Consider the following 20609-nt stretch of genomic DNA (forward strand, 5'->3'; position numbering starts at 1 on the left):
ACGCCCGCCAGACATACATCGCATACCGATCAAACGAGTGGTAGAACGTGGTTGGATCAGGTGGAGCATCCGAGCTGATCCCGAGACGCTCACACACGTCCGGCATAAGACTGAGCCGATCTACGAGTTCGGCGTAGCTGTGGCCTTCTTCCTTCCGAATACAGTGTGCGACGATGTGGGTCTCGCGGGCAAGCCCGCCCGAGACGGGCTTGCCCGCTCGCTTCCCCAACGCTTGTTTAGCTACACGTAGTGCTGTCTCAACGAGGTCGAGCAAGGCGACTCCCATTACCGTCTTCTCGACCTCGTTTTCCTAAACTCATTACGGCGTGATCCCGTTGCTGTCTTCCATTTTCAATAGAGCACATTATTGTAGATTGGGAATTGCTCTGGCAGATAGTTGGTTCCCGATGGACGCTGACCGACCAAGTTCGTACCGAACCAATTTTCACCCTCACAGCCAATCCTCAGGTATGACATCCGTTCTGGTAACCGGCGGCGCGGGCTTCGTCGGCAGCCACATCGTGGACGAGTACGTCGACGCGGGCTACGACGTGACCGTCGTGGACAATCTCACTGACCAGGTCCACGACGACGAACCGGACTACCTCAACGACGACGCGGAGTACGTGTGGGGCGACGTGCGCGACCGCGAGTTGATGACTGACCTCCTCCGTGACGCGGACGTCCTCAACCACCAGGCCAGCGCCGTCGGCGTCGGGCAGTCGATGTACGAGATCGAGAAGTACGTGGACGTGAACACGCTGGCGACGGCGCGCATCCTCGACGTCGTCGTGAACGAGGGTATCGACCTGGAGAAGATGGTCGTCGCGTCCTCGATGTCCATCTACGGCGAGGGCGTCTACCGCTGTCCCGACTGCGACGCCAGGCGCCATCCATCGCTCCGGAGCGGCGACCAGATGGCGCGCGGCAAGTGGGAGCACGTCTGCGAGGACTGCGGGACCGATCTCGAACCGCTCCCGACGCCGGAGTCCAAGCCCCGCGACAGCACGAGCATCTACGCCATCACGAAGAAGGACCAGGAGGAGATGATGCTGTCCATCGGCCGCGCCTACGACATCCCGACGGTCGCCCTCCGCTACTTCAACATCTACGGGAGCCGGCAGGCACTCGACAACCCGTACACGGGCGTCTGCGCCATCTTCTCCTCGCGCATCAAGAACGACAACCCCCCGCTCGTCTTCGAGGACGGCGAGCAGACGAGAGACTTCATCCACGTCAGCGACGTGGCGCGGGCGAACCGCCTCGCGGTCGAGTCCGACGCGGAGAACGTCGCCGTGAACGTCGGCACCGGCGACCCGAAGACGATAACCGGCATCGCCGAGACGCTCATCGACCTGTACGGGAAGGGTGACGACCTCGCCCCGGAGATCGCAAACGACTATCGCCAGGGCGACATCCGTCACTGCTACGCCGACACCGAACTGGCGAGCGAGGCGCTGGGGTTCGAGGCCGAAGTCGGGTTCGAGGAGGGGATGCGAGAGCTCGTCGAGTGGGGTCGGGAACAGGAGGCCGAGGACCGCTTCGAGGAGGCCCACGCCGAACTCGAGGAGAAGGGGCTCGTCGGCGAGGACTGACGACCCGATTGGAAAACACCCATTACCGTCCGGTGTGACGACGACGTCATGAGCAGTCCAGATGCCGTCCTCGTCACAGGGGGCGCAGGGTTCGTCGGCAGTCACGCGGTCGAGTACTACGCCGAACGCGGCGCCGAGGTGACGGCGCTCGACAACCTCAGCCGCGTCGAGACGCTCGAGACGGCTGACGAGAGCCGGAACACGGCGGCCTACAACTGGAACTACATCGCCGAGAACTACCCGCAGGTCGACCGGGTGCAGGCCGACGTGCGCGACGAAGAGCGCCTCGCGGACGTCGTCGAGGGACACGACGCCGTCGTCCACACGGCGGGGCAGGTCGCAGTCACCGCCTCGCTCGAGGACCCCCGAACCGACTTCGAGGTGAACGCCGAGGGGACGTTCAACGTCCTCGAGGCCGCCCGCAACGCCGAGAGCGACCCAGCGGTCGTGATGGCCTCGACGAACAAGGTGTACGGCGACAACGTCAACGAGATTCCCGTCCGCGAGGAGGAGACCCGCTACTGGTACGACGACCCCGACTACGACGCCGGCATCCCGGAGTCGCTCTCCATCGACGACTGCGAGCACACGCCCTACGGCGTCTCGAAACTGACCGGGGACCTGTACGTGCAGGACTACGCCGACCGCGGTGCCGTCGACGCCGCCGCGTTCCGGATGTCGTGCATCTACGGGCCGCGCCAGTTCGGCAACGAGGACCAGGGGTGGGTCGCCCACTTCGCCATCTCGACGCTGCGCGACGAACCCCTCACCATCTTCGGGGACGGCAAGCAGGTCCGCGACGTGCTGTACGTCAAAGACCTGATCCGGGCCTACGACGCCTTCCTCTCCGACCCCGAGGGGAAGCCGGCCGTGTACAACGTCGGCGGCGGCCCGGAGAACACGACCAGCCTGCTGGAGTTCCTCGACCTACTCGAAGCGGAGACGGGCGCCCGCACCGACGTCTCCTTCGACGAGTGGCGCGAGGGCGACCAGAAGGTGTACGTCTCGGACGTGTCGCGGGCCCGCGACGAACTGGACTGGGAACCCGAGGTCGACTTCGAGACCGGCATGGAGTGCTTCGTGGAGTGGTGGGAGTCGCGCTGAGGGCTACCGGTAGCCGAGGTCTTCGAGGTGTTCTTCCAGGTCAGAGAACGAGTCGTCCGGCGTCCGTTCCTCGTCGACGTCGCGCTCGCCCGTGTCCGTCGCCGTGGTCTCGGCCCATGGGACGCGCCGGACCGCGGGATGCGGAAAACCTGGCATGTGTCCGTAGAACCCGAATTCGCCGAACGCTTCCCCGTGGTCGGCCGTGATGACTACGCGGTCTGCGTCGAGGTTGTCGAGCAACACTGCCACCTCGTCGAGGACCATCCGGAGGGCATCGAGATACCACTCCCAGGCCTGGGATCGGCTCAGTTCGCCGGCCCTGAGGCGACCGTAGATGTGTTCCTCGACGGCGCCGTCGACGAGGAACGGGTCGTGTGGCTGCATGTAGTGGACCAGCAGCCGGTCGGTGCGCTCCTCCCGTCCCGCTCGAATCGCGCGGTCGGTGACCCTACTCGGGAGGATGAACCCGTACTCGTCGTCGACGCCGTAGCGTCGTATCTCGTCGACGTACCCGATTGCGTCGCGGGGGACCGTCCCGTACTCCCGCGGCCCGAACGGAACAGTTCGATCCTTCGGCGGCACGGAGTCCTCGAAGAACTCCCGCGCGGTGAAGGGATTCGCGGAGACGTACGCCGTCCGGCCGATCTCCGCTCCGTGCCGCTCCGTGAACGTCTTGACCATCCACTCGTAGGAGTGACTTCCGACGGAGCGGACGGAGCCGACCTCCTGGAGGAAGTCGTACTCCGGTGCGACGGTCTGGAGCGCGTCGACCCGACACGCGTCGAGGACGACGAGAGCGTCCCACTCGCGCGAGAAGAGGTTCGTGCCGAGTGGATATTTCGACGTGACCGAGAGGGCCGCCCCGAGATACACGTCGTATAGGGAATTCCCGACGCCCCGGAGGCCGCCCACTCGAACACGCCGGACGCTCTCCCGGAGCCATCCGGCAGCGCTGATGGGCATACAGGGTCGTGCACGGGGGACAGTAAAGTGCCGTCGGTTCTGACTGCTCGCGATTCCGACGATTCATATGCGAGCGCTCCATGCTACGACCCATGCACCTCTCCGTCATCGGTTCCGGCTACGTCGGCTCTACAATCGCGGCCTGTTTCGCCGACCTCGGTCACGACGTCGTCAACATCGACGTGCTCTTCCACCTCGCCGCACTTTCCTCGCGGAACATGCACGAGAACGACCCCCAGCGCGGCTGTCGCGTCAATCGAGGGGTTCGTCAACGCCCTCGAGCGCGCCCGCGAAGAGGGCTGTGAGACCGTCGTATACGCCTCCACCTCCTCGATCTACGGCAGCCGTACCGAACCCTCGCCGGTCGACATGAACGTGGAGGCACCGCGTACGAGGCCTCGAAGCTCGCCCGCGAGCGCTACGCCGAGTACTACGCCAACCACCACGAGATGAACGTGGCCGGCCTCCGCTTCTTCTCCGTCTACCAGGGGTTCGGCGGCAACGAGGAGCACAAAGGCGAGTACGCGAACACGATCGCGCAGTTCGCGGACAAGATCGCGAACGGCGAGGCGCCCGAGCTGTTCGGCGACGGCAGCCAGACCCGCGACTTCACCCACGTCCGCGACGTCGCCCGCGCCTGCGAGCTCGCCGCCGACCACGAGATCACCGGCGTCTACAACGTCGGCACCCAAGAAGCGTACTCGTTCAACGAGATGGTCGACATGATCAACGACGCGCTCGGCACCGACATCGCCCCGGAGTACATCGAGTGCCCCTTCGACGGCTACGTCCACGACACGATGGCCGACTATTCGACGTTTCACGAGGCGACCAGCTGGGAGCCTGAAATCGGCTTCGAAGAGGGAGTCGAGCTCGTGTGTGAGCCGTATCAGTAGGCCGGATCGGTGACTGGAATACGGTAAGAGCCGGCAACTCGGCGCTACCACGGAGTAGGCCGCGCCCAACTATGGCACCCGATCCCGCATCGGCCGTACATGCAAGCAGTCGTACTCGCCGCCGGGAAGGGCACCCGCATCTGACCGCTCACCGACGACAAGCCAAAGATCCTCGTGGAGGTCAACAGGACGCCCCTCATCAAGAACATCTTCGACAACCTGATCGACGTGGGTGCGACCGAGCTGGCCGTCGTCGTCGGCTACAAGGCCGAACAGATCATCGATCGCTACGGCGACGAGTACCGCGACGTACCGACACCTACACCCACTAGCGCGAGCAGCTCGACTTGGCCCACGCCATCCTCCAAGCCGAACCCCACGTCGACGGCGACTTCATGCTCATGCTCGGTGACAACGTCTTCCGCGGCAACCTCGGCGACGTCACCGACCGTCAGCGAGAAGACCGCGCCGACGCCGCGTTCCTCGTCGAGGAGGTGCCTTACGAGGAGGCGTCCCGCTACGGCGTCTTGGACACCAACGAGTACGGCGAGGTCGTTGAGGTGGTCGAGAAGCCGGACGACCCGCCGAGCAACCTCGTCATGACCGGCTTCTACACATTCACGCCGGCCATCTTCCACGCGTGCCATCTCGTCCAGCCCTCCGACCGCGGCGAGTACGAGCTCCCCGACGCGATCGATCTGCTCATCCAGTCCGGCCGCACCATCGACGCGATCCGACTCGACGGTTGGCGGATCGACGTGGGCTACCCCGAGGACCGGAACCGCGCCGAGGAGCGACTCGACAAACTGGAAGCTGGTGAGGAGCCGGAAGCGGATGATGAAGTGGACGAAGCAGTCGTCGATAACTAACCGAGCGCAGTCGTACGTAGCCTGAACAGATTAGCAGTCGGCTTCTTTCCGCCGAGTTACCGTCGACGCTGTCTCAACGGACGCACAAATGGACTCGTGACACAGGTCCGGCGACGACCGAAACACCCGGAGTTCGTCGTAATAGTCGTTCAGTGTGAGTTCTCTGTCAACCACGTCGGTGGTGTATCCAGTAGCGAGATACTGCCTTGAGTCGACGCCAGAGACATCTGTAATCTCGGAGCTGTGTTCGAACGCCCCAAGCGATGCAATTATTTCACCTTGACACCTAATTCCTGGCTGGCGACCCGATGGACAGAGTGGTAATTTCAGACGCCATGCTGGGCGACTGAACGATGAATCAGGTGTCACTTCGATGGGTGAGTGTATCCCATGAAAGATAGAGGATACTCGTCCGATGGTCGGAACCCTCGATACGTGCTGAGGTGAGCGGTCCGGCGACGCCCGTTCAGCGTGAGCCGCTATTACTCCATGAGTTCTCCGTTGATCCACCGCCGATCGGGTACCACCCGGTCGCTCGTCTCGACATCAAGCGCCTGAAGCGTCCGCCCGATCCACGCTGGGCTGATCGAGTCGCCAGTGAGGTTCCGATGCCAGCGACCGAGATGGTCGGCCAGCTCGCCTTTGCTGAGAGACACACCGTCAGCGGCCTCCGTGAACGTCAGGAGGAACTGCGCGACGGCAGTCTCGTATCGATGGGCTCGTGAGGTATCTGTCCCTAACAATGGGAGGGTCCGGATCTTGTCGTCGTCTTCGTAGTGGATCCGCACCGCCGTGGCGATCGTTTCAGGGACCGTGACGACTGTATCGGCAATCTTGATTGCCGTACTACGATCACTGAAACAGGCCTCTACCCTCCATATCTGTGGATCCTTGATCAGATTCACGACTTTATCGACCCCGTCTTTGAGCGCTGTCGTGGCGATCAGTCCTCCGGCTGCGTGAGAGACTGTGCCCGGCTCTTTGTCCATTTCTTCGAAGAGTTGGACAGTGTACTCTCTCCGAGATGCGTGCTGTTCAAGCGTGTTCGTCGTCTGGTTGCCGTTCATCGGCACTCGAAGCATCAAGTGGGGAATAATTGCGCGTTGCTCCGAATCGAGTGGCGTCGATTCCGATAAAAGCTTATAATCCCACGCCGCGAACGCACTCGTTTCAAGATAGTAATTTAATTTGGAGACAAAAAGTCATATTGCCAATTCGTGTCCTACCCTAATATCGATGCAGCCCGCTCCTCCGGTCCCACTAGGCCACACGGAGATCAATCGCAATCGGGTGTTTCGGCACGACCCAGAGCAGTTGTACTCGGAACACGATCTGGAACGGATCACCCGGTGGAACGAGCGAGTCGACTCCGGAGCCGTCGACGGACCTGTCTTTGTGACCTCTGAAGAATCGTACTCGAAACAAAATCTGCCCGCGAACCACAGAAAGGTGTGTCTAGCCGAATTGTTTTGTACTTTTCAGTACGACCTTGCACGCGCAAAATACGAAGACACGTTGTGGACGGAGGCGTACACCGTCGCCGAAGTTTCGAAGTGGTTCTCCAGTGTGGAAAATAACGAGACGATCGGCAAATACCTCGATATTCTCGTCGACGTCGGCGTACTGCGAACGACGCGGCACGGCCACTACGCAAAGGCCGATGAGGGGTTAGGCTCGCTCTTCGAGACCCTCGCTCGTGACGGGGAGGTTGAAAACGCGGTTTTCAGACAGTTCCCGGAACATTCCTCATGTTTTCTGTCTCATCTTGGACGCTCTGGGATTCCAGGCCTCGCCGATGTAGGACGGTTCTTTCGGAACGAGCATATCGTCGGCTGGGTGCTCGTCACGAACGGCGTGCTCTTCGCGGCCCAGCTACTGTTTCACGTCTCACGTACTGGGACCGTGTCGACAGTTGACCTCGGAATCGCGTACCTGCTTACGTGGCTCGGGTTGATCGGACTTATTGCGCTCACGATTGGGCTCTCCCGACGTCGTTTCTCGAGGCTCATCCGGCTCGATCGGAGTAAATACCATCAAAAACGTCGATAACTTCTCCGGGCTGAAAAAATCTTTATCCGACCGTTTACTCGGCCGATATTTGAGATCAGAAGACCGCCTGGTCCTTTCACGTAAGCTATAGGACTTTTTTCCGGAACGATCGCTGATATAATCCATCGAATATTGGAACACCACGAAACCTGTTTCCCAAGATCTGAACTAAACAGGGCGATTTTAACCAACGACCGCGCTCAAATAGATCTGTTGTTGGTTAAGTATAATCTACTGGTGTAAAGGGACTCACGCTGATTCAGAAAGTTACCGTTCAATTCTGAGTAACAGTGTCTTCAGTCGAATCATTATGGATGCCCTCACTTACTTCTTCGTCAATATACTGCCAATCTTCAGTGTCTAAACGCCCCTCGAGATATGCCTCACCGTCTTCGGTGATCACGTAGACGCCATTCCCCAGGTGTCGTACAAGATCTTCTTCAGCCAACCGCTTACACCGACGATTGATTTGCTGACGGGAGTATCGGATGGGACCTTCTCTTTTCATTTTGGCTGGCGAGCCGGTTTCATTCTCAGAGAGATATTCTAAGATACGGTCATCTGCTGCAGTCATCCATCCACCAGCATATCGCATACGGTAAATTCATACTCCTTTGTGTATATCATGCTCGGTGAGATTGTAAAAAATCTATCGGTACATTAATGTACCAACAGTCGCATAGTGTATCTCACGGAACCCGAGTGACGAACCCTCGGCTCGCGAGAAATGTAGAAACCCCGGCCGCGGTGTTAGAGCACCCGGCCGGGACGGGTTCTGTGTCCGAACACAGAACCATGCTAATACTGGCAATTGCGGGGCTTAAGCCCTGCGAGACAACTGACGGATCGAGCAGTAACAACTCCGGCTGTCACCTTTGTACAAACACAGCTGACGGCTACGACGCTACCTTCGACGCCCCACTCTGTAGCACGTGTGCTGCGACACGCAGCGGCAACGAGGACACCGTGGAGGGCCACAATGTCTAGCCCCAGTACCGAGAGCGAAGACATCACGCTTGCCGACCTCTCAGCCACCCATCGCGACCTGCTCTGGATACTCTCTCAGACTGGCCCCAGCGAGAGTGGTCCAATCCACCACGTACTCACCGACTACTACATCGACGGTATCGACCAAGCCCGAGTCTGTGACACCCTCGAGGAGCTTATCGAACGCGACCTCGTCACCAAACACACCGACGACACGACCGAGTACCGACTGACCGAGTCGGCCCGCCGCTCGCTCTCCGCGCGGCAAGCGTGGCAAGCTGGGACTCACAACGCTACCGAGGGTGGGAACGGATGACGCGACCCAGCGATCCACAAGCCGCAGACCTCGCCCAACTCACGCGCATCTCACTCGACACCAACCACCCGATCTGCCAAGTCTGCGGGCAACCGCTTCACGAAGGCGACAACATCACCGCCTACGCCTACCGCGCGGCCGGCGAGCCCACGTACGCGATCGGCTACACCATGTGCGGATCAGATATCCACGAACACCCGACCGTCTTCACCCGCGGTGTTCGCGAGTACGTCCTTACGGGTCACATCGGGACGTGCGCTGATGTGCGTACCCAATCGATGACGTATATCCTGCTCGGTCCGGAGGCAGTGGTTACCAGCCCGACGACAAGCAGGGAGCCACACATCCACCCGGACACTCACACGGAGCGTTCACCAACCGACGTCCAACAGCAGGAATCCACATCCTTGCTGACTGCGATCCGGGAGCACACTCGCTCGGTCGGGGGCGCACTCCAAGAGAAATCTGAGTAATGGCGGGCAATCTAACCGATCAGGGCCTCAGTCTACGGCAATCGCTCCTGATACACCACCAGCCTGCGGTTCGTGAGCGAGGGATCCAGCTCATCAGCCACAATACCGGTAGCTCCATTGCGGGACTCGTCTGTTCGAGGGCCAGCCCACAGGTGACCAAGTAAACCATGATTGAAGATATCGGTCCCGACGTTTTCGTTCGAATTCGCACCGACCTGTTGGTGGTCGGTGACAGCATCATGACCGATCGTCACCACGCCTCGAACGGCAACTACGAGGACACCGACCCGCAGAACCAGATTGGCGGCATCATCCCGGCATTCTCACTGTCGGGGTGGCTTCGCCACGGGATGGAGAAGGTCGTTCAGGAGCGCGGCAGTACTGCTTGTCACCCCGGAGAGGCCAACGCGAACTTCCGGAAGGACGGTGTCTATAACCGCGACCTTGATGCCGGGTATCACGAGAAAGGCGAGTGCCTTGACGACAATGACGGCGCCGGGTGCGTGATTCTCGATCTCTTCGGTGGGTTCGAGAATCGCCCTGGGAAAGTGATGCGTCGCCCGATCAAGTTCTCGCCAGTGCGGTCCAGCGTTGACTACACACAAGGACAGGCCGAAGGCCACTACCGCCGGCTCAACCGGAACGTCGTCTCGCGGAACAAACAAGACAACCGAGAACCGCTTCGGAACGCCGAACTTGACGCTGTCGGGAACCTTGACGGCTCGTGGCACCTCTCTTTCCGGGAGACGAAACCCGAATTCGTCGCGCTGCTCGCCGAGGCCATCGAGTATCTCAACGCGCACAACACCGAGTTCATACATCAGCTCGGTGGCGCGCGGAACTTCGGCGGCGGGATTGTGGATTGTGAGTTGGTGAACCCACTCTACGAGGAACATGAACTCCGTCGCGTCTTCGATCGGAGCAAAGACAGCACGGACAAGATGGGCAAGAAAGACGAGAGGTGGGAAACCGAGTACCTACCAGAGTTTCAGGTGGTGCTCGCGGAGCGCGTGGAGGAAAGATGAACGACGTGATGCTCACGGCGTTCCGCCACGACGCTCACAAATTCACCGGCGAGAGTCACGACAATGCGCGACAAGAGTTCGCTGGCGTGCCCGTGAACCAGACGGTCCCACAGAGTGCGGACGGTGATGCGGCGGCACTCTCTCGGCCACAACAGAAGCCGGAGCAGACGGTCCAAACACACGACAACCACTACCGACTCTCGCTTTTGACCGGTGAGACCGCCTATAACCGCGGCGAGTTCTCTCGCGCGACCACAGAGAGTGAGGTGTCAGATCTCCTCAGAATCGGAGACGCAGAGACGGCCCACGAACGGTGGCTCAAAAGCGACGTCGCCGCCGCGGTCAACGAGTCGGTGTATCACCCATACACCTCGCTGAAGTTCCACACGCTGCTCGTGGCGGCCCTCTTGGACAACTACCGTGCAGACCACGAGTTCGGCGATCTTCGGCTCATCGTCGATAAAGCCGGCAGCGTCGTTCCGTTCCGAACTGTCTTCGACGGCGACCGCTTCGCGCTCCGGATTGACGTGAACACAGACGGGAATCCGTCGGCGCGTCTCGGGAGTCACCCGTGGCGGTCGTGGTCATCGACGTGGAACCGCCTGACTGCGCACCCACTCGATGCCGACAGCGACAAGTACGACATGACGCTCGATGCCAACCTTCGACGGATACAGTCGTGGAGTACCGCACTCCAATACATCGAGGACTTCGCAGACTGGAGGCCCGACTGATGACCAAAATTCAACAGGTGCTGTGGGAGCTGCGGATGGACTACATTGGTCACCCGTACTACGTCTCGGGGAACGCCATCCTCCACGCTCTCGGGCGCTACCTTGACCCGGAAATACACGCAGCGGTGTCAGCCAGTCACGGCGTCTTTGTACCCGGACAGTTCGGAGCGTTCCCAGAAGAACACACACAGTCGGGCAGCCGTCCGCACCTCGGGAGTGGGCTGCCGGAGGTGAAATCCTACGACGATTTGTTCATCCACCGGCAAGCAATTCATCCGTGGCTGCTCGACACTCGCGCTCGTGACGCGCTGAACACCCACGACCTCCGCATCCAAGGCGGCCACCCAGCGCTCGCACATGAAACCATCATGGGCCGCCGAGAGGACCACCGAAAGCAGCACCAGACGACGAAGTGGTACGTTCACGCCTATCTCCACGCTGATAACCCGGCGGTCCTTCCGCTCGGCGAGAATGTGCTTAAGAGGCTTCAGTTCGGTGGCAAGCGAAACTACGGCTACGGCGAGGTTCAGCTGAAAGATACTCAGATGGTGGACCTCGACAACTTGGACTACTCACGGCTCAACGGTGTAGAGACGTACCTCATCGAGTTGCTGACGCCGTTCGTCTTGGAGTCAGAGTATCCAGAGGCGAACAGCTGTACTATTCCGTGGTGGTGGGCCGAGAATCGTGACGAGCTCCGGTTTCGTGAGGAGAAAATACTGGAACAACGCGAGGTCTTCCAACTTGAGACGGTCGATCACGGCCAAATCGTGACGTACCTCGGCAACCGCCCGGTGGAGACCGCGAAGAACTGCCTTCAACGGATCGGGTCACACTCCCGCTACGGCTTTGGCGAGCTGCGGGTAAAGCCTCTCAGCGAACAGTACGGAGAGTCAGAGTGTGCTCGTGAGTAAATCCATGAGTGATGATGAATCGCTAGACAAATATTCACGGTGGGTCCTGAATAAAGAAATCGTATTAGCAACATGTACGGGCTCACGCCGACAGCCACCAAACTGTACGCCACTCTGCTGCGAGCCAACGGCCCACTCGGTCGCTCAGAGCTAATCGAGCACGCAGACATCTCCGCAAGTAGCTATGACCGTCGCCTGAGCGATATCCGCGATCTCGACCGCGTCACGCCCGTCCAGCAAGGGGGCCACCGCCGGTGGACCACGACGAAGCCGACGCCACACCCGAAGACACCCCCCGTGACGGCGTGGCTCCCAGAAAGAAGCGATCCGACCGCGCCGCCGCTGGTGACGCATCGACAGTCAACTACACCCGCTGGATCAAACAGCCCACCCCCCGTCCGCACGGAGAGAGACGATCGCGGTAGATGGGACAGACAGCCACCGATCTCGATCCTCACTGAACCCGGCGCCGACGCCGATCATACCATACGTCCAATGACGAACGCCAACACAAGCCGACAGCCGAACAGCCACGCCCACCAAATCCGAGACACCCGAGACCACCCAACCGACATCATGACACCGACACCACACCCGACGACAGCAGCCGCGACCTCACAAGCGCAGCTCCCGAATGGGGGTGACCAGCAGTGAGCGACCCAACACTCGATCTCGAGACCGTCATCAGACGCGATCGGCCGACAGCGACCAATGGAAGTATTCAGGTCAGCACCGACAGCACCGACGTCACCGAGGGATCGCGTGTCCTCCTCGGCTTCGGCGATGACCGCGAGGTCACCTTCGCCGTCCTCACGCCGACAGAAGCCCAAACGATCGCAACAGCCCTCGAAGACGCAGCCCAGCAGGCAGACGCCGCTGACACCATCGAGGATCCGACCGATGAGTGACGACAGCCCCGATTTCACGGCCGAAATAAACGCCGTGGGCACGCCCGACGACGAGGATCCGGACCACGATCCAACCAACGGCCGCTGGCTCGAGACTCGGGTTGCCGAGACACTTGAGCAGTGGGGATACAGGACAGCCCGCAACGAGTACTGCTTCGGGCTCGAAACCGACGTGATCGCCCGCCGGGACGACCTCCGTGGTGATCCTGACGATTTCCTCGTCGTCGAGTGTAAAGACTGGCACCAAGTCCCGGTTCAGCGGGACGCCGTCGAAGCGGTCGCGCTGCGGGCCGCGCTCATGCGGGGAATGCCCGTCCTCGCTGTCGCGCGCCGTGTGAGCGCGAGTGCGTGGCGGTTAGCCCAACTACTCGACGTTCGGATCGTCACCGAACAGGATCTCCACAAAGGCCAACTCCCGCCGCTGACCGAACGCCGGCCTCCGAGTGGAACGCTCCACGTACGGCGGGAACCGTTCATCCAAGACTTGCGTGACCGATTACCACTACTACTCCACCGTCGAAGCAGTCTCGATATCGAAGCCCCTGTCTTCCACGCGGCGGATCACGGTCCGTGTTACGTGCCGGACCGAACGGGCAACGACGAGTACGTCAACGCCGCCGACAGCGACTACGAGTTCGGCTAGGAACGGGTGCTGGAGGGATCACGAACCATCCCGCGTCATGAGGCGCGTACAACACAACAGGCCCAAGCATATTTGAGGTAGTAGCTCAAATAACCGGTATGCCTACATTCGATCCTGCGCCGCCCGACGACGCACTCACAAAAGAGCAAGCGGTGTGGACGGAAACGACGAATACTCGAAGCCGAATCCGCACTATCGTCTTGGGACTCCGTGAGCCCGCGACGGTGGCGACAATCGCCGATCGCGCACAGTGTTCGGCGAACGCTGCACGGACTCATCTCGAGGAGTTTGTGACGCTTGGAATCATTCGAAAACACGAACAATCGACTGGAGCACGATACGCACGCAACGAAGCGTACGTTCACTGGCGGCGAGCAAACGAACTTGCCGTCTCACACAATCTTGAGGAACTCCTCGATAAACTCGCCAGCCTAGAAACAACACACGACCACTTCCAGGAACAATTCAACGCTTCGGCACCTTCCGATGTTGATCTGCCATCTGAGGCGACACACGCCGAGATAGAAGCACAACTGGAGACGCTCTCAGAGTGGGCAACGGTGCGTGAAGAAATGGACCGGCACAAGGAGGCGATTCGGATCGCCCGTCGAACAGACGACCGGCTCACGGCCTGAATCGATGGGTCCAGCAGCACCCATCGACGAACCCGTTGTTGAACGCTTCTTTGAACGATCCCAGACCCATCCGTTGGTCGAGACAGCCACTGGGGATCGAACTGGTGGAACACTCACAGTAGTTCGTGCGACACTCGATCTCGATCAGTATCCCGATCGGATACAAGAGGCGAAGCTGGAACTCCGGTGGTATACGAACGGAGACTACAATTTCCATTACACAGAGACGCACGCTTCTGGGGAGAGTTGGCACTGTCGATGGGATCGGCACCCGAATCCGCATACGACCCGAACGCATTTTCACCCGCCGCCAGCAGCCCAGTCAAGTGATGCGATTCCCGATTCTCCCTCCGATCACCATCCTTCGGCGATGTTCGCACGAACGTTCGCCAACATCCGAGCGCGGATCGAGGATCTGTGGGATGTATCTGGCCGGTAGCAAGAACCTCTATTGACGACCTCACCAAGGAATCGCCTCAATCGCTGACCGAACATCGTCCACCGAGAGGCACGTTCCGCACTCCCCGAGAGCCGTATGAGCGAACTTCGAGGTGACGTCCCGCTGTTATTGGACCGACGGAGTGATCTCGACATCGAGGTACCGATGTTCTTCGCTGGTGGCCGTGGTCCGTGTTACGTACCGGATCGAGCGGGCAACGACGAGTACGTCAACGCTCGCGACACTGACTATGAGTTTGGCTAGAGTGCCAAATATTAGTTATTTCTAAGAAAGTATTTTATGAATAGGGCCAGTAACCGATGATACACATGACCACAACTGACGCTCCCCACGAACTGTGGGAGGGAGATGTAAATGAGGCCGCTATTGAGGAGTGGAAGGCGGATACAACCACGTTCGACCGTATCCGGCACGTCAGTGACGTCACCACCGAACCGCAAGCGGCCAGTACAATAGCCGAACGGGCACAGGTAAGTGAACCAACTGCGCGGAAATACCTCTCGGTACTGGCGGAGACTGGCCGTGTCAAAGTAATCAACACAGAGTCTGGAACCCGATATATGCGCGCTCCACAGATGCTGGCAATGAAGCGTATCGCAGCGATTCATCGCGAACATACGAAAAGCGAGATCCGAGACACGATTCAAGACCTCAAGACGGAACTACACAGCTTCCGAGAGCAGTACGACGTTGCTGACGTCGACGAACTCACTCTCCAACTAGAACCCGACGACGATGGCTGGCAAGATATCACTCGCTGGCAACAGATTGAACAGAATCTTGAGATTGCACAGGCGGCGCTCTCACTCTACGATTTTGACCCTGACGATAGCCACGCTGCTGCGGCTCGTGTTGCTGACACCAGCCGTGTTACCGGATTACACAAGTACGGTGCACTCAGCGATGACAGCGAGCGATCAACGGCGTAGATGGAGTCTGACACAGATATCGAGGGGGAAGTCGGGTCGTTAGACGAGACAGCGGTAGAACAGATTCGAGACGAGTTCACAGCGCTGGATGGTCTCGTCATCGAGGCAGGATTCGACAGCCTACTGGACCCGACGAAACTCGTCGTTCGACTCGATGACGGGATCGGAGATGCGGACACGTGTCGATTCGATGTTCGATGGTACCAAACGGGATACTACAATTTTCACCATACTGACGAACAGGATGTCAACTTCCGGTTTGATTACCATCCAAAACCAGACGCTCCAAACAAGCATTTTCACAACCCACCCGATGCATCGTCAGAGCACCCACAGCGCTCCTGTATTACTGTCACAGAACCCAGACAGGTTACACGTGCTGTACATTCTCTCTGGCGGCGTGCATACGAGGAGAACTCGCTTACACAACTGAACGAAGCAGAAAATCCGCCCTGACATCCTCCCACGGCTTCAACCCTGGAAAGAGTTCAGTAAACTCAATAATTTGCGCAGGAGTAGAATTATTACTGTCGAACCGGTACCACAGCGTATGTCACCCACAAAGCCACCCGACGACCCCGAATGGATGGAGACTTGGAAGGAACACGCATCGGCGTTTGATCGAGTCAAGTCAGTGACGATGACGCTCTCGGAGCCCCGATCAGCCCCATGGATCGCGGAGCAGGCTGCCGTGTCCGCGAATACGGCACGAGATCACCTCCGCCGACTCGTTGAGCTCAGTGTTGTGACGGAAACTGACGAGGACGGGACCAGCCACTACTATCCGGATCCACTGTACACCCGACTCCGTGATATTCGATCATTGCTTGAAGAGACAACAAAACAAGAACTCGCAGAGCAGGCCACAGAATTGAAAGACAATATAGCAGCATGGAAAACAGAATACGATGCTGACACACCGGATACACTCCGAGAGCGAGCGGCCGCAGATACCGTCTCTGCCGAGCAGGCGTACAAACTGACGCAGACGGCAAGCGACTGGGAACTTGCCCGGTATCACCTCTCTCTCATCCAAGACGCGATCACAAACTACGACACGTGGGAATCTGATCAGTCATCGCTCAGCGTATGACTGACGAGCGGGGCACGCCGGATGGCCAGTCCGAACGTCACCGAGATGCTGGTTTGTATGTCCAAGCAGACGGCGTCCGTCCTGATGGCGGGACGACCTCAGGGCGGGATCGGCATCGTATCCTCCGCGAGTTGCGTGGCGAGTTGGCGCGACATCCAGCCGTGCTATCGGTCGAAGGTGAGCCACCGAGTGAATACCGAGAACTACAGGCTACCCTCGATCCGTCGTGGTTCGGCCGCTCAGGAGAGAGAGCCACACTCCGAATGACGTGGATTCCGGATCCATCACCCGGACCAGAAGACTCTGATCGCACGAGTGATGCGTGGATGCGAACGCCAATTCAGGCATACTATACCGTCCATTACAGCGAACCTTCCGGCTTCGATTGTGGCTTTCACTGTGAACCGAATCCCCATATTGACGGGCTGCTTCATTATCAGGAACGCGACGAAGACGACGATTGCTACACGTACGAACCAGCCTCATTCGACGCACGTTCGGTGTCCGGACTCTTGTGGGAAGTGATGGACGCACTCGCTAATCGCCTCAGCATACTGGATGGTCCGGAGTGACCTCCCCGTAGCAAGTTCGAACGGGAATATCGGTACCGCAGCCCTACGAGAGGAGGAAACTGTGTTGGCATTCTTTTCCCCATGAACGCGGAGGACGGTGACAAAACGCCGCCGTGACCGTCTCGTCAGTCTTTAGATCGCCAACGAACTCCTCGGATGTCATCTCTCGTGTATATCGCTTGATCTTTTCGACGCTATCAAGGAAGTCATCGAGGTAGTCCAAAACCGCTGTCATACCCTGACGAGATCGTCGTGAACACGAGCCTTCATCTGTGGTTTCAACGAATCTTTCGTCACGAGGTCGACCTCAATACCAAGCTCCTCCGTCAGTTCGTTTTCCAATCGAATGAGATCGAACAACGTTACTGGATTGTCGAACGCGACGAGAATGTCGAGATCGCTGTCAGACTGTTGTTCACCACGCTGCTCTGTTGCATCCGATGACTGCACAGGGATCACGATCTCTGAAGGCGCAATTACCCTGCTCTTTGTCGTCAAGGAGCCGGATCGATCCACCCTGTAATCTCCATCCTCGCCCTCTCTGCCAAGACCCCATCTTTGAATTCTCTCGGCAGGGCTCCTGAACCGAGCACAGAGTGACCCGACCTCGACGCCTTCTGCGGATTCAACAGAGCACAACAGAGCAATTAATTCACAATATATCTGAGGCTCACGACAAGCACAACACCCCCAAACGAAAGTACTGCCCACGCGAGCGCCGCGCTACCGATCGAAAGTGTCGTCGGAGCTGAGAGCCGCAACAGCACAAGCGTCACCAAGGTCATAGTTAGTCCGACTACCAACGCAGCTAACCAGACGCGCTCAAACACAAAGTAGCGGCGCGTCAAGCCAGCAAGTCGATCAGCGTCTGAGGTTGTTGTATCTGTAGAGTCGTCACCAGCGACTGGTTCTGCAACTGGCCCCCCATCATGTATCGCCCCATCGACAGTTGTCGCAGATGACGGTTCGGGTGAGTATGAGAGCCAGTACTGGTGGGTGTCCAAATCGGAATCACAAGTCAAAATCCCAGCATCAACGAGATCGCCTAAGGCGTTGTTAGCTGTTGTTTTCGCGGTTTTAACTGTCGTCTGCTGTTCAAGATTGGCTTGGACCTCGCGACGAGTGAGTGATCGTGAATCATCATTGGCATTTTGCCGGACGAATACCTGCGTGTAGTCCCACCGTGAGTGTTCTTTGAAGGGATCAAACGCCTCGCTAAGTGTATCGCAAAGTTCCTCGGGCATTTCTTCATACTTGTCTGGAACCATCCGCATCTGGAGTATCTGTAAGTCGCAGATGATCGCTCAAAATAAAATTCCACCGCAATCACCTAACGCAGCCAAACTCATATTTAAAACCACAGGGTGATTGAACGGTCGTTTTTCCAGCCGAACGCCTGTTCGACAGCTTCGACGCCCGTTCTCCCACTATCGCCATCTAATGTCACCCCGTGAGTTGACGACACCGCTGTAATGACAGACAACCAACGCAGCCCGAGCCACCGGACGCTTACAGCAGTGTACCGGCAGGCAGGGTATACGATCGAAGACGTACCGAGCGTCGACGGCGCCAACACCGCAGCGATGTGGGTGTCGCGTGACGGACAGCGCAGCGCCGTCGTCGCGTGTCTCCACAATTGCACAAAACCGGGAACGATCCTCAGGCAGGTATCGTTCCTCAGTCAACACGCTCCGGTACACGTCGTGGCCGAATCGCAAGCGACCGCTAACCAACTCCAAGACCACCTCCAGAATCCAGTTCGCCGGCGAACCGATCGCGGCACGGAGTTGTATCTCCAGTCGCACCGGTTCACCCTCGGCGATACCACACTCGTCACCGCTGAGCCGCACATGTGGATTGCCACGAGCGACGACCAGTCACCACCTGACGCTGCCGTCCTCTCGCTCACCCCAAGCGGCGATGAGACGGACCCAACTCAGTTCGGGGCAACCAACATCACAAAACGATCCGAGTATGACTCCGAAGTTACGGAACTGACGGCCACCGACACGCCAGCCGAGACATCACAGATAGTTCGGACGCCAGTTGTGCCGAAGGCGACCGAATTTAACCACGACATCAGCGTCATAACGCTCACTCCGTCCACCTCGACACTCACGAGCGCCCAGTCCACCTCCGCTCACACGCTCGGCGAGGAGACGAAAATAGAGATCACCCCACCGACGCGAACGGGCGCCCGGATCCACCTCGTTTCTCGTCATGAGTGGGACCAAGCGTAGGACCAAGGAATGTCGATTCAAATACAACAAGTTGACCAACGCCAAGCCCCAGACAGCGACGGCACTGAGGAACTTCCAGCCCCAGACGAAGTGCCGAACAACCAGACCGCAGTGCGCAACCTGCGGGGCGGCCCGAAACAGCGAAAGAATGCTGTTCGGATCTGCCTGCCGCGCGATCCTGAGAAACGCGAGGAGCTCCCCGCAGATATCCACGGCATGCTCCTGTGGATTATCACCGACATCTGTGGTGAAGGCTGTATCGCGGGCGTCGAGATCCTCATCTTCCCGGGGCCGTACGGACTTACGTTCGTTATCCACCCGCGACCGTCCACGCTTGACGGCCGAAGTGATACCCAATCGCAACTCGACTCGTTCACAAAAAAGGTCTACTCGCGACCAGTGAGCAAGCTTAGACAGGCAGTCAAGCGCCGCTGTCCAGAGACAGTCACCGCAGAGATCGGTCATCTCGACCTCGAACCGGTCGGAATAACCGATGTGACGACAACGCGATTGTATTCCATTACTGACGGAAACAGACAGATACCGGACAACGGTAAAGACAAGCCGCTTAACGTGCTGTTCGACGCGTTCCGGCAAGCACACGATCCGTTCATCTATCAAGTCATCATCAGTGGTGAGGACGGCACGTACAACATGTCTGTCCGGTGTGCAACGTACCGGCCGAAAGATAACTACGTCAGCAACGCCGATTTCGCGAGACTCGTAGAGCGCGGGAAACCGTCGGATCTCGCGAACGTCTTCGGTGACGGGAACCTCGTGTCGAATCACGACCCCGAACTGGCGGCTCCGTACTGGAGAACCAGCTACACCGAACAGATCGACAGCGCAAATACGTATCGCGCGAGTTACAGCTACGAAAAAGAAACCCCCTACAAAGGAAAACAGCAGGTTCGGCGGGAAGCCGACACGATCAAAGAGATCATTCTCGGTCATATTGAACACCGGCGGCTGATGGCCGGTGATACGACCGCCGAGGCCCTTCTTGCGGACGAATTCGGACGCTATGGATGGTTTTCGGCGTTAGAAGCCCAGCTCAAACCCTTCGTCCGGACAGTAACCCTGCGGTGGGAGACAAACCCGTGGCGCGATGTTCCAGGGCGTGCAGCACCGACGTTGCCTTGTTGAACGCAAGACTGCGTCGGGGTAGGGTCGATAACTCACGGTTTCACGGTGTCAGAGACTG

At 58.9% G+C, this 20609-nt stretch carries 22 protein-coding genes and 4 pseudogenes; 20 read left to right on the forward strand and 6 right to left on the reverse strand.

All coding sequences use genetic code 11. The annotated features are described in order from the left end of the window. Window positions 1-286, reverse strand: a pseudogene (locus tag N5096_RS13890) (IS5/IS1182 family transposase); the annotation flags it as partial. A 184-nt stretch (window positions 287-470) separates the two neighbouring features. On the opposite strand from N5096_RS13890, the gene N5096_RS13895 reads away from it, so the two are divergent. Both N5096_RS13895 and N5096_RS13900 read left to right on the forward strand, forming a co-directional pair. Further along, complete coding sequence (locus N5096_RS13895; RefSeq protein WP_267665414.1) at window positions 471-1595, forward strand: NAD-dependent epimerase/dehydratase family protein; 1125 nt, start codon at window positions 471-473, stop codon at window positions 1593-1595. A gap of 48 nt (window positions 1596-1643) precedes the next feature. Next, window positions 1644-2699 carry an NAD-dependent epimerase/dehydratase family protein gene (locus tag N5096_RS13900; RefSeq protein ID WP_267665415.1) on the forward strand — a complete coding sequence of 352 codons (1056 nt, stop codon included), beginning with the start codon at window positions 1644-1646 and terminating at the stop codon, window positions 2697-2699. Window positions 2700-2702: 3 nt separating this feature from the next. On the opposite strand, the gene N5096_RS13905 is transcribed toward N5096_RS13900, so the two are convergent. Next, the gene (locus N5096_RS13905) at window positions 2703-3662 is read right to left on the reverse strand and encodes an alkaline phosphatase family protein (RefSeq protein WP_267665416.1); all 960 of its coding nucleotides are present in this window, start codon (window positions 3660-3662) and stop codon (window positions 2703-2705) included. 92 nt (window positions 3663-3754) lie between these two features. On the opposite strand from N5096_RS13905, the pseudogene N5096_RS16580 reads away from it, so the two are divergent. From N5096_RS16580 to N5096_RS13920, 3 pseudogenes are all read left to right on the forward strand, one after another. Then, window positions 3755-3847 (forward strand): annotated as a pseudogene (locus N5096_RS16580) (3-hydroxyacyl-CoA dehydrogenase NAD-binding domain-containing protein); the annotation flags it as partial. Next, window positions 3833-4558, forward strand: a pseudogene (locus tag N5096_RS13915) (NAD-dependent epimerase/dehydratase family protein); the annotation flags it as partial. The pseudogenes N5096_RS16580 and N5096_RS13915, both read left to right, overlap by 15 nt. Window positions 4559-4726: 168 nt before the next feature. After that, window positions 4727-5427: pseudogene (locus N5096_RS13920) on the forward strand (sugar phosphate nucleotidyltransferase). Between the two features lie 482 nt (window positions 5428-5909). Here N5096_RS13920 and N5096_RS13925 read toward each other — a convergent pair. Continuing rightward, window positions 5910-6494: a hypothetical protein gene (locus N5096_RS13925; RefSeq protein WP_267665417.1), complete on the reverse strand. Its 585-nt coding sequence runs from the start codon at window positions 6492-6494 to the stop codon at window positions 5910-5912. 328 nt (window positions 6495-6822) lie between these two features. Here N5096_RS13925 and N5096_RS13930 point away from each other — a divergent pair, with 328 nt between their 5' ends. Then, window positions 6823-7476, forward strand: a complete 654-nt coding sequence (locus N5096_RS13930; protein ID WP_267665418.1) for a hypothetical protein — start codon at window positions 6823-6825, stop codon at window positions 7474-7476. Window positions 7477-7750: 274 nt separating this feature from the next. On the opposite strand, the gene N5096_RS13935 is transcribed toward N5096_RS13930, so the two are convergent. Then, the gene (locus N5096_RS13935; protein WP_267665419.1) at window positions 7751-8071 is read right to left on the reverse strand and encodes a MarR family transcriptional regulator; all 321 of its coding nucleotides are present in this window, start codon (window positions 8069-8071) and stop codon (window positions 7751-7753) included. A 384-nt stretch (window positions 8072-8455) separates the two neighbouring features. Here N5096_RS13935 and N5096_RS13940 point away from each other — a divergent pair, with 384 nt between their 5' ends. The 12 genes from N5096_RS13940 to N5096_RS13990 all read left to right on the forward strand — a co-directional run bounded on the left by N5096_RS13940 (window position 8456) and on the right by N5096_RS13990 (window position 16593). Continuing rightward, on the forward strand, window positions 8456-8779 hold the full coding sequence (locus N5096_RS13940; protein WP_267665420.1) for a PadR family transcriptional regulator: 324 nt from the start codon (window positions 8456-8458) through the stop codon (window positions 8777-8779). Further along, window positions 8776-9252 carry a DUF8112 family protein gene (locus tag N5096_RS13945; protein WP_267665421.1) on the forward strand — a complete coding sequence of 159 codons (477 nt, stop codon included), beginning with the start codon at window positions 8776-8778 and terminating at the stop codon, window positions 9250-9252. The genes N5096_RS13940 and N5096_RS13945 overlap by 4 nt, the downstream gene beginning before the upstream one ends. A gap of 167 nt (window positions 9253-9419) precedes the next feature. Next, window positions 9420-10277, forward strand: a complete 858-nt coding sequence (locus N5096_RS13950) for a hypothetical protein (RefSeq protein ID WP_379790488.1) — start codon at window positions 9420-9422, stop codon at window positions 10275-10277. Further along, on the forward strand, window positions 10274-11011 hold the full coding sequence (locus N5096_RS13955) for a DUF8168 family protein (protein ID WP_267665423.1): 738 nt from the start codon (window positions 10274-10276) through the stop codon (window positions 11009-11011). Before N5096_RS13950 ends, N5096_RS13955 begins: the two co-directional genes overlap by 4 nt. Then, complete coding sequence (locus tag N5096_RS13960) at window positions 11011-11925, forward strand: hypothetical protein (RefSeq protein ID WP_267665424.1); 915 nt, start codon at window positions 11011-11013, stop codon at window positions 11923-11925. Before N5096_RS13955 ends, N5096_RS13960 begins: the two co-directional genes overlap by 1 nt. Window positions 11926-12575: 650 nt before the next feature. Continuing rightward, window positions 12576-12833, forward strand: coding sequence for a hypothetical protein (locus N5096_RS13965; RefSeq protein WP_267665425.1), 258 nt, complete (start codon window positions 12576-12578; stop codon window positions 12831-12833). Next, the gene (locus tag N5096_RS13970; protein WP_267665426.1) at window positions 12826-13476 is read left to right on the forward strand and encodes a restriction endonuclease; all 651 of its coding nucleotides are present in this window, start codon (window positions 12826-12828) and stop codon (window positions 13474-13476) included. The genes N5096_RS13965 and N5096_RS13970 overlap by 8 nt, the downstream gene beginning before the upstream one ends. Before the next feature lie 98 nt (window positions 13477-13574). Beyond that, window positions 13575-14111, forward strand: a complete 537-nt coding sequence (locus tag N5096_RS13975; RefSeq protein WP_267665427.1) for a DUF7342 family protein — start codon at window positions 13575-13577, stop codon at window positions 14109-14111. Window positions 14112-14115: 4 nt separating this feature from the next. Continuing rightward, window positions 14116-14550 carry a toxin-antitoxin system TumE family protein gene (locus tag N5096_RS16665; protein ID WP_464387857.1) on the forward strand — a complete coding sequence of 145 codons (435 nt, stop codon included), beginning with the start codon at window positions 14116-14118 and terminating at the stop codon, window positions 14548-14550. Between the two features lie 329 nt (window positions 14551-14879). Beyond that, window positions 14880-15500 (forward strand): DUF7342 family protein, encoded by a 621-nt coding sequence (locus N5096_RS13980; protein ID WP_267665428.1) that lies wholly within the window; start codon window positions 14880-14882, stop codon window positions 15498-15500. Next, complete coding sequence (locus tag N5096_RS13985) at window positions 15501-15956, forward strand: toxin-antitoxin system TumE family protein (RefSeq protein WP_267665429.1); 456 nt, start codon at window positions 15501-15503, stop codon at window positions 15954-15956. 94 nt (window positions 15957-16050) lie between these two features. Further along, complete coding sequence (locus N5096_RS13990; protein WP_267665430.1) at window positions 16051-16593, forward strand: DUF7342 family protein; 543 nt, start codon at window positions 16051-16053, stop codon at window positions 16591-16593. Window positions 16594-17396: 803 nt separating this feature from the next. Here the strand turns inward: N5096_RS13990 and N5096_RS13995 are convergent. Both N5096_RS13995 and N5096_RS14000 read right to left on the reverse strand, forming a co-directional pair. After that, a complete protein-coding gene (locus N5096_RS13995) occupies window positions 17397-17681 on the reverse strand; it encodes a nucleotidyltransferase family protein (protein ID WP_267665431.1) in 285 nt (94 codons plus the stop codon). A gap of 131 nt (window positions 17682-17812) precedes the next feature. Beyond that, the gene (locus tag N5096_RS14000) at window positions 17813-18433 is read right to left on the reverse strand and encodes a hypothetical protein (RefSeq protein WP_267665432.1); all 621 of its coding nucleotides are present in this window, start codon (window positions 18431-18433) and stop codon (window positions 17813-17815) included. A gap of 204 nt (window positions 18434-18637) precedes the next feature. Between N5096_RS14000 and N5096_RS14005 the strand changes: the two genes are divergently transcribed. Both N5096_RS14005 and N5096_RS14010 read left to right on the forward strand, forming a co-directional pair. After that, entirely contained in the window at window positions 18638-19405 is a 768-nt protein-coding gene (locus N5096_RS14005; RefSeq protein WP_159368484.1) for a hypothetical protein, read from the forward strand. 9 nt (window positions 19406-19414) lie between these two features. Beyond that, window positions 19415-20551: a hypothetical protein gene (locus N5096_RS14010; RefSeq protein WP_267665433.1), complete on the forward strand. Its 1137-nt coding sequence runs from the start codon at window positions 19415-19417 to the stop codon at window positions 20549-20551. Window positions 20552-20609: the final 58 nt, after the last annotated feature.

This window comes from Halorubrum yunnanense, from assembly GCF_026586675.1.
Classification (GTDB): Archaea; Halobacteriota; Halobacteria; order Halobacteriales; family Haloferacaceae; genus Halorubrum; species Halorubrum yunnanense.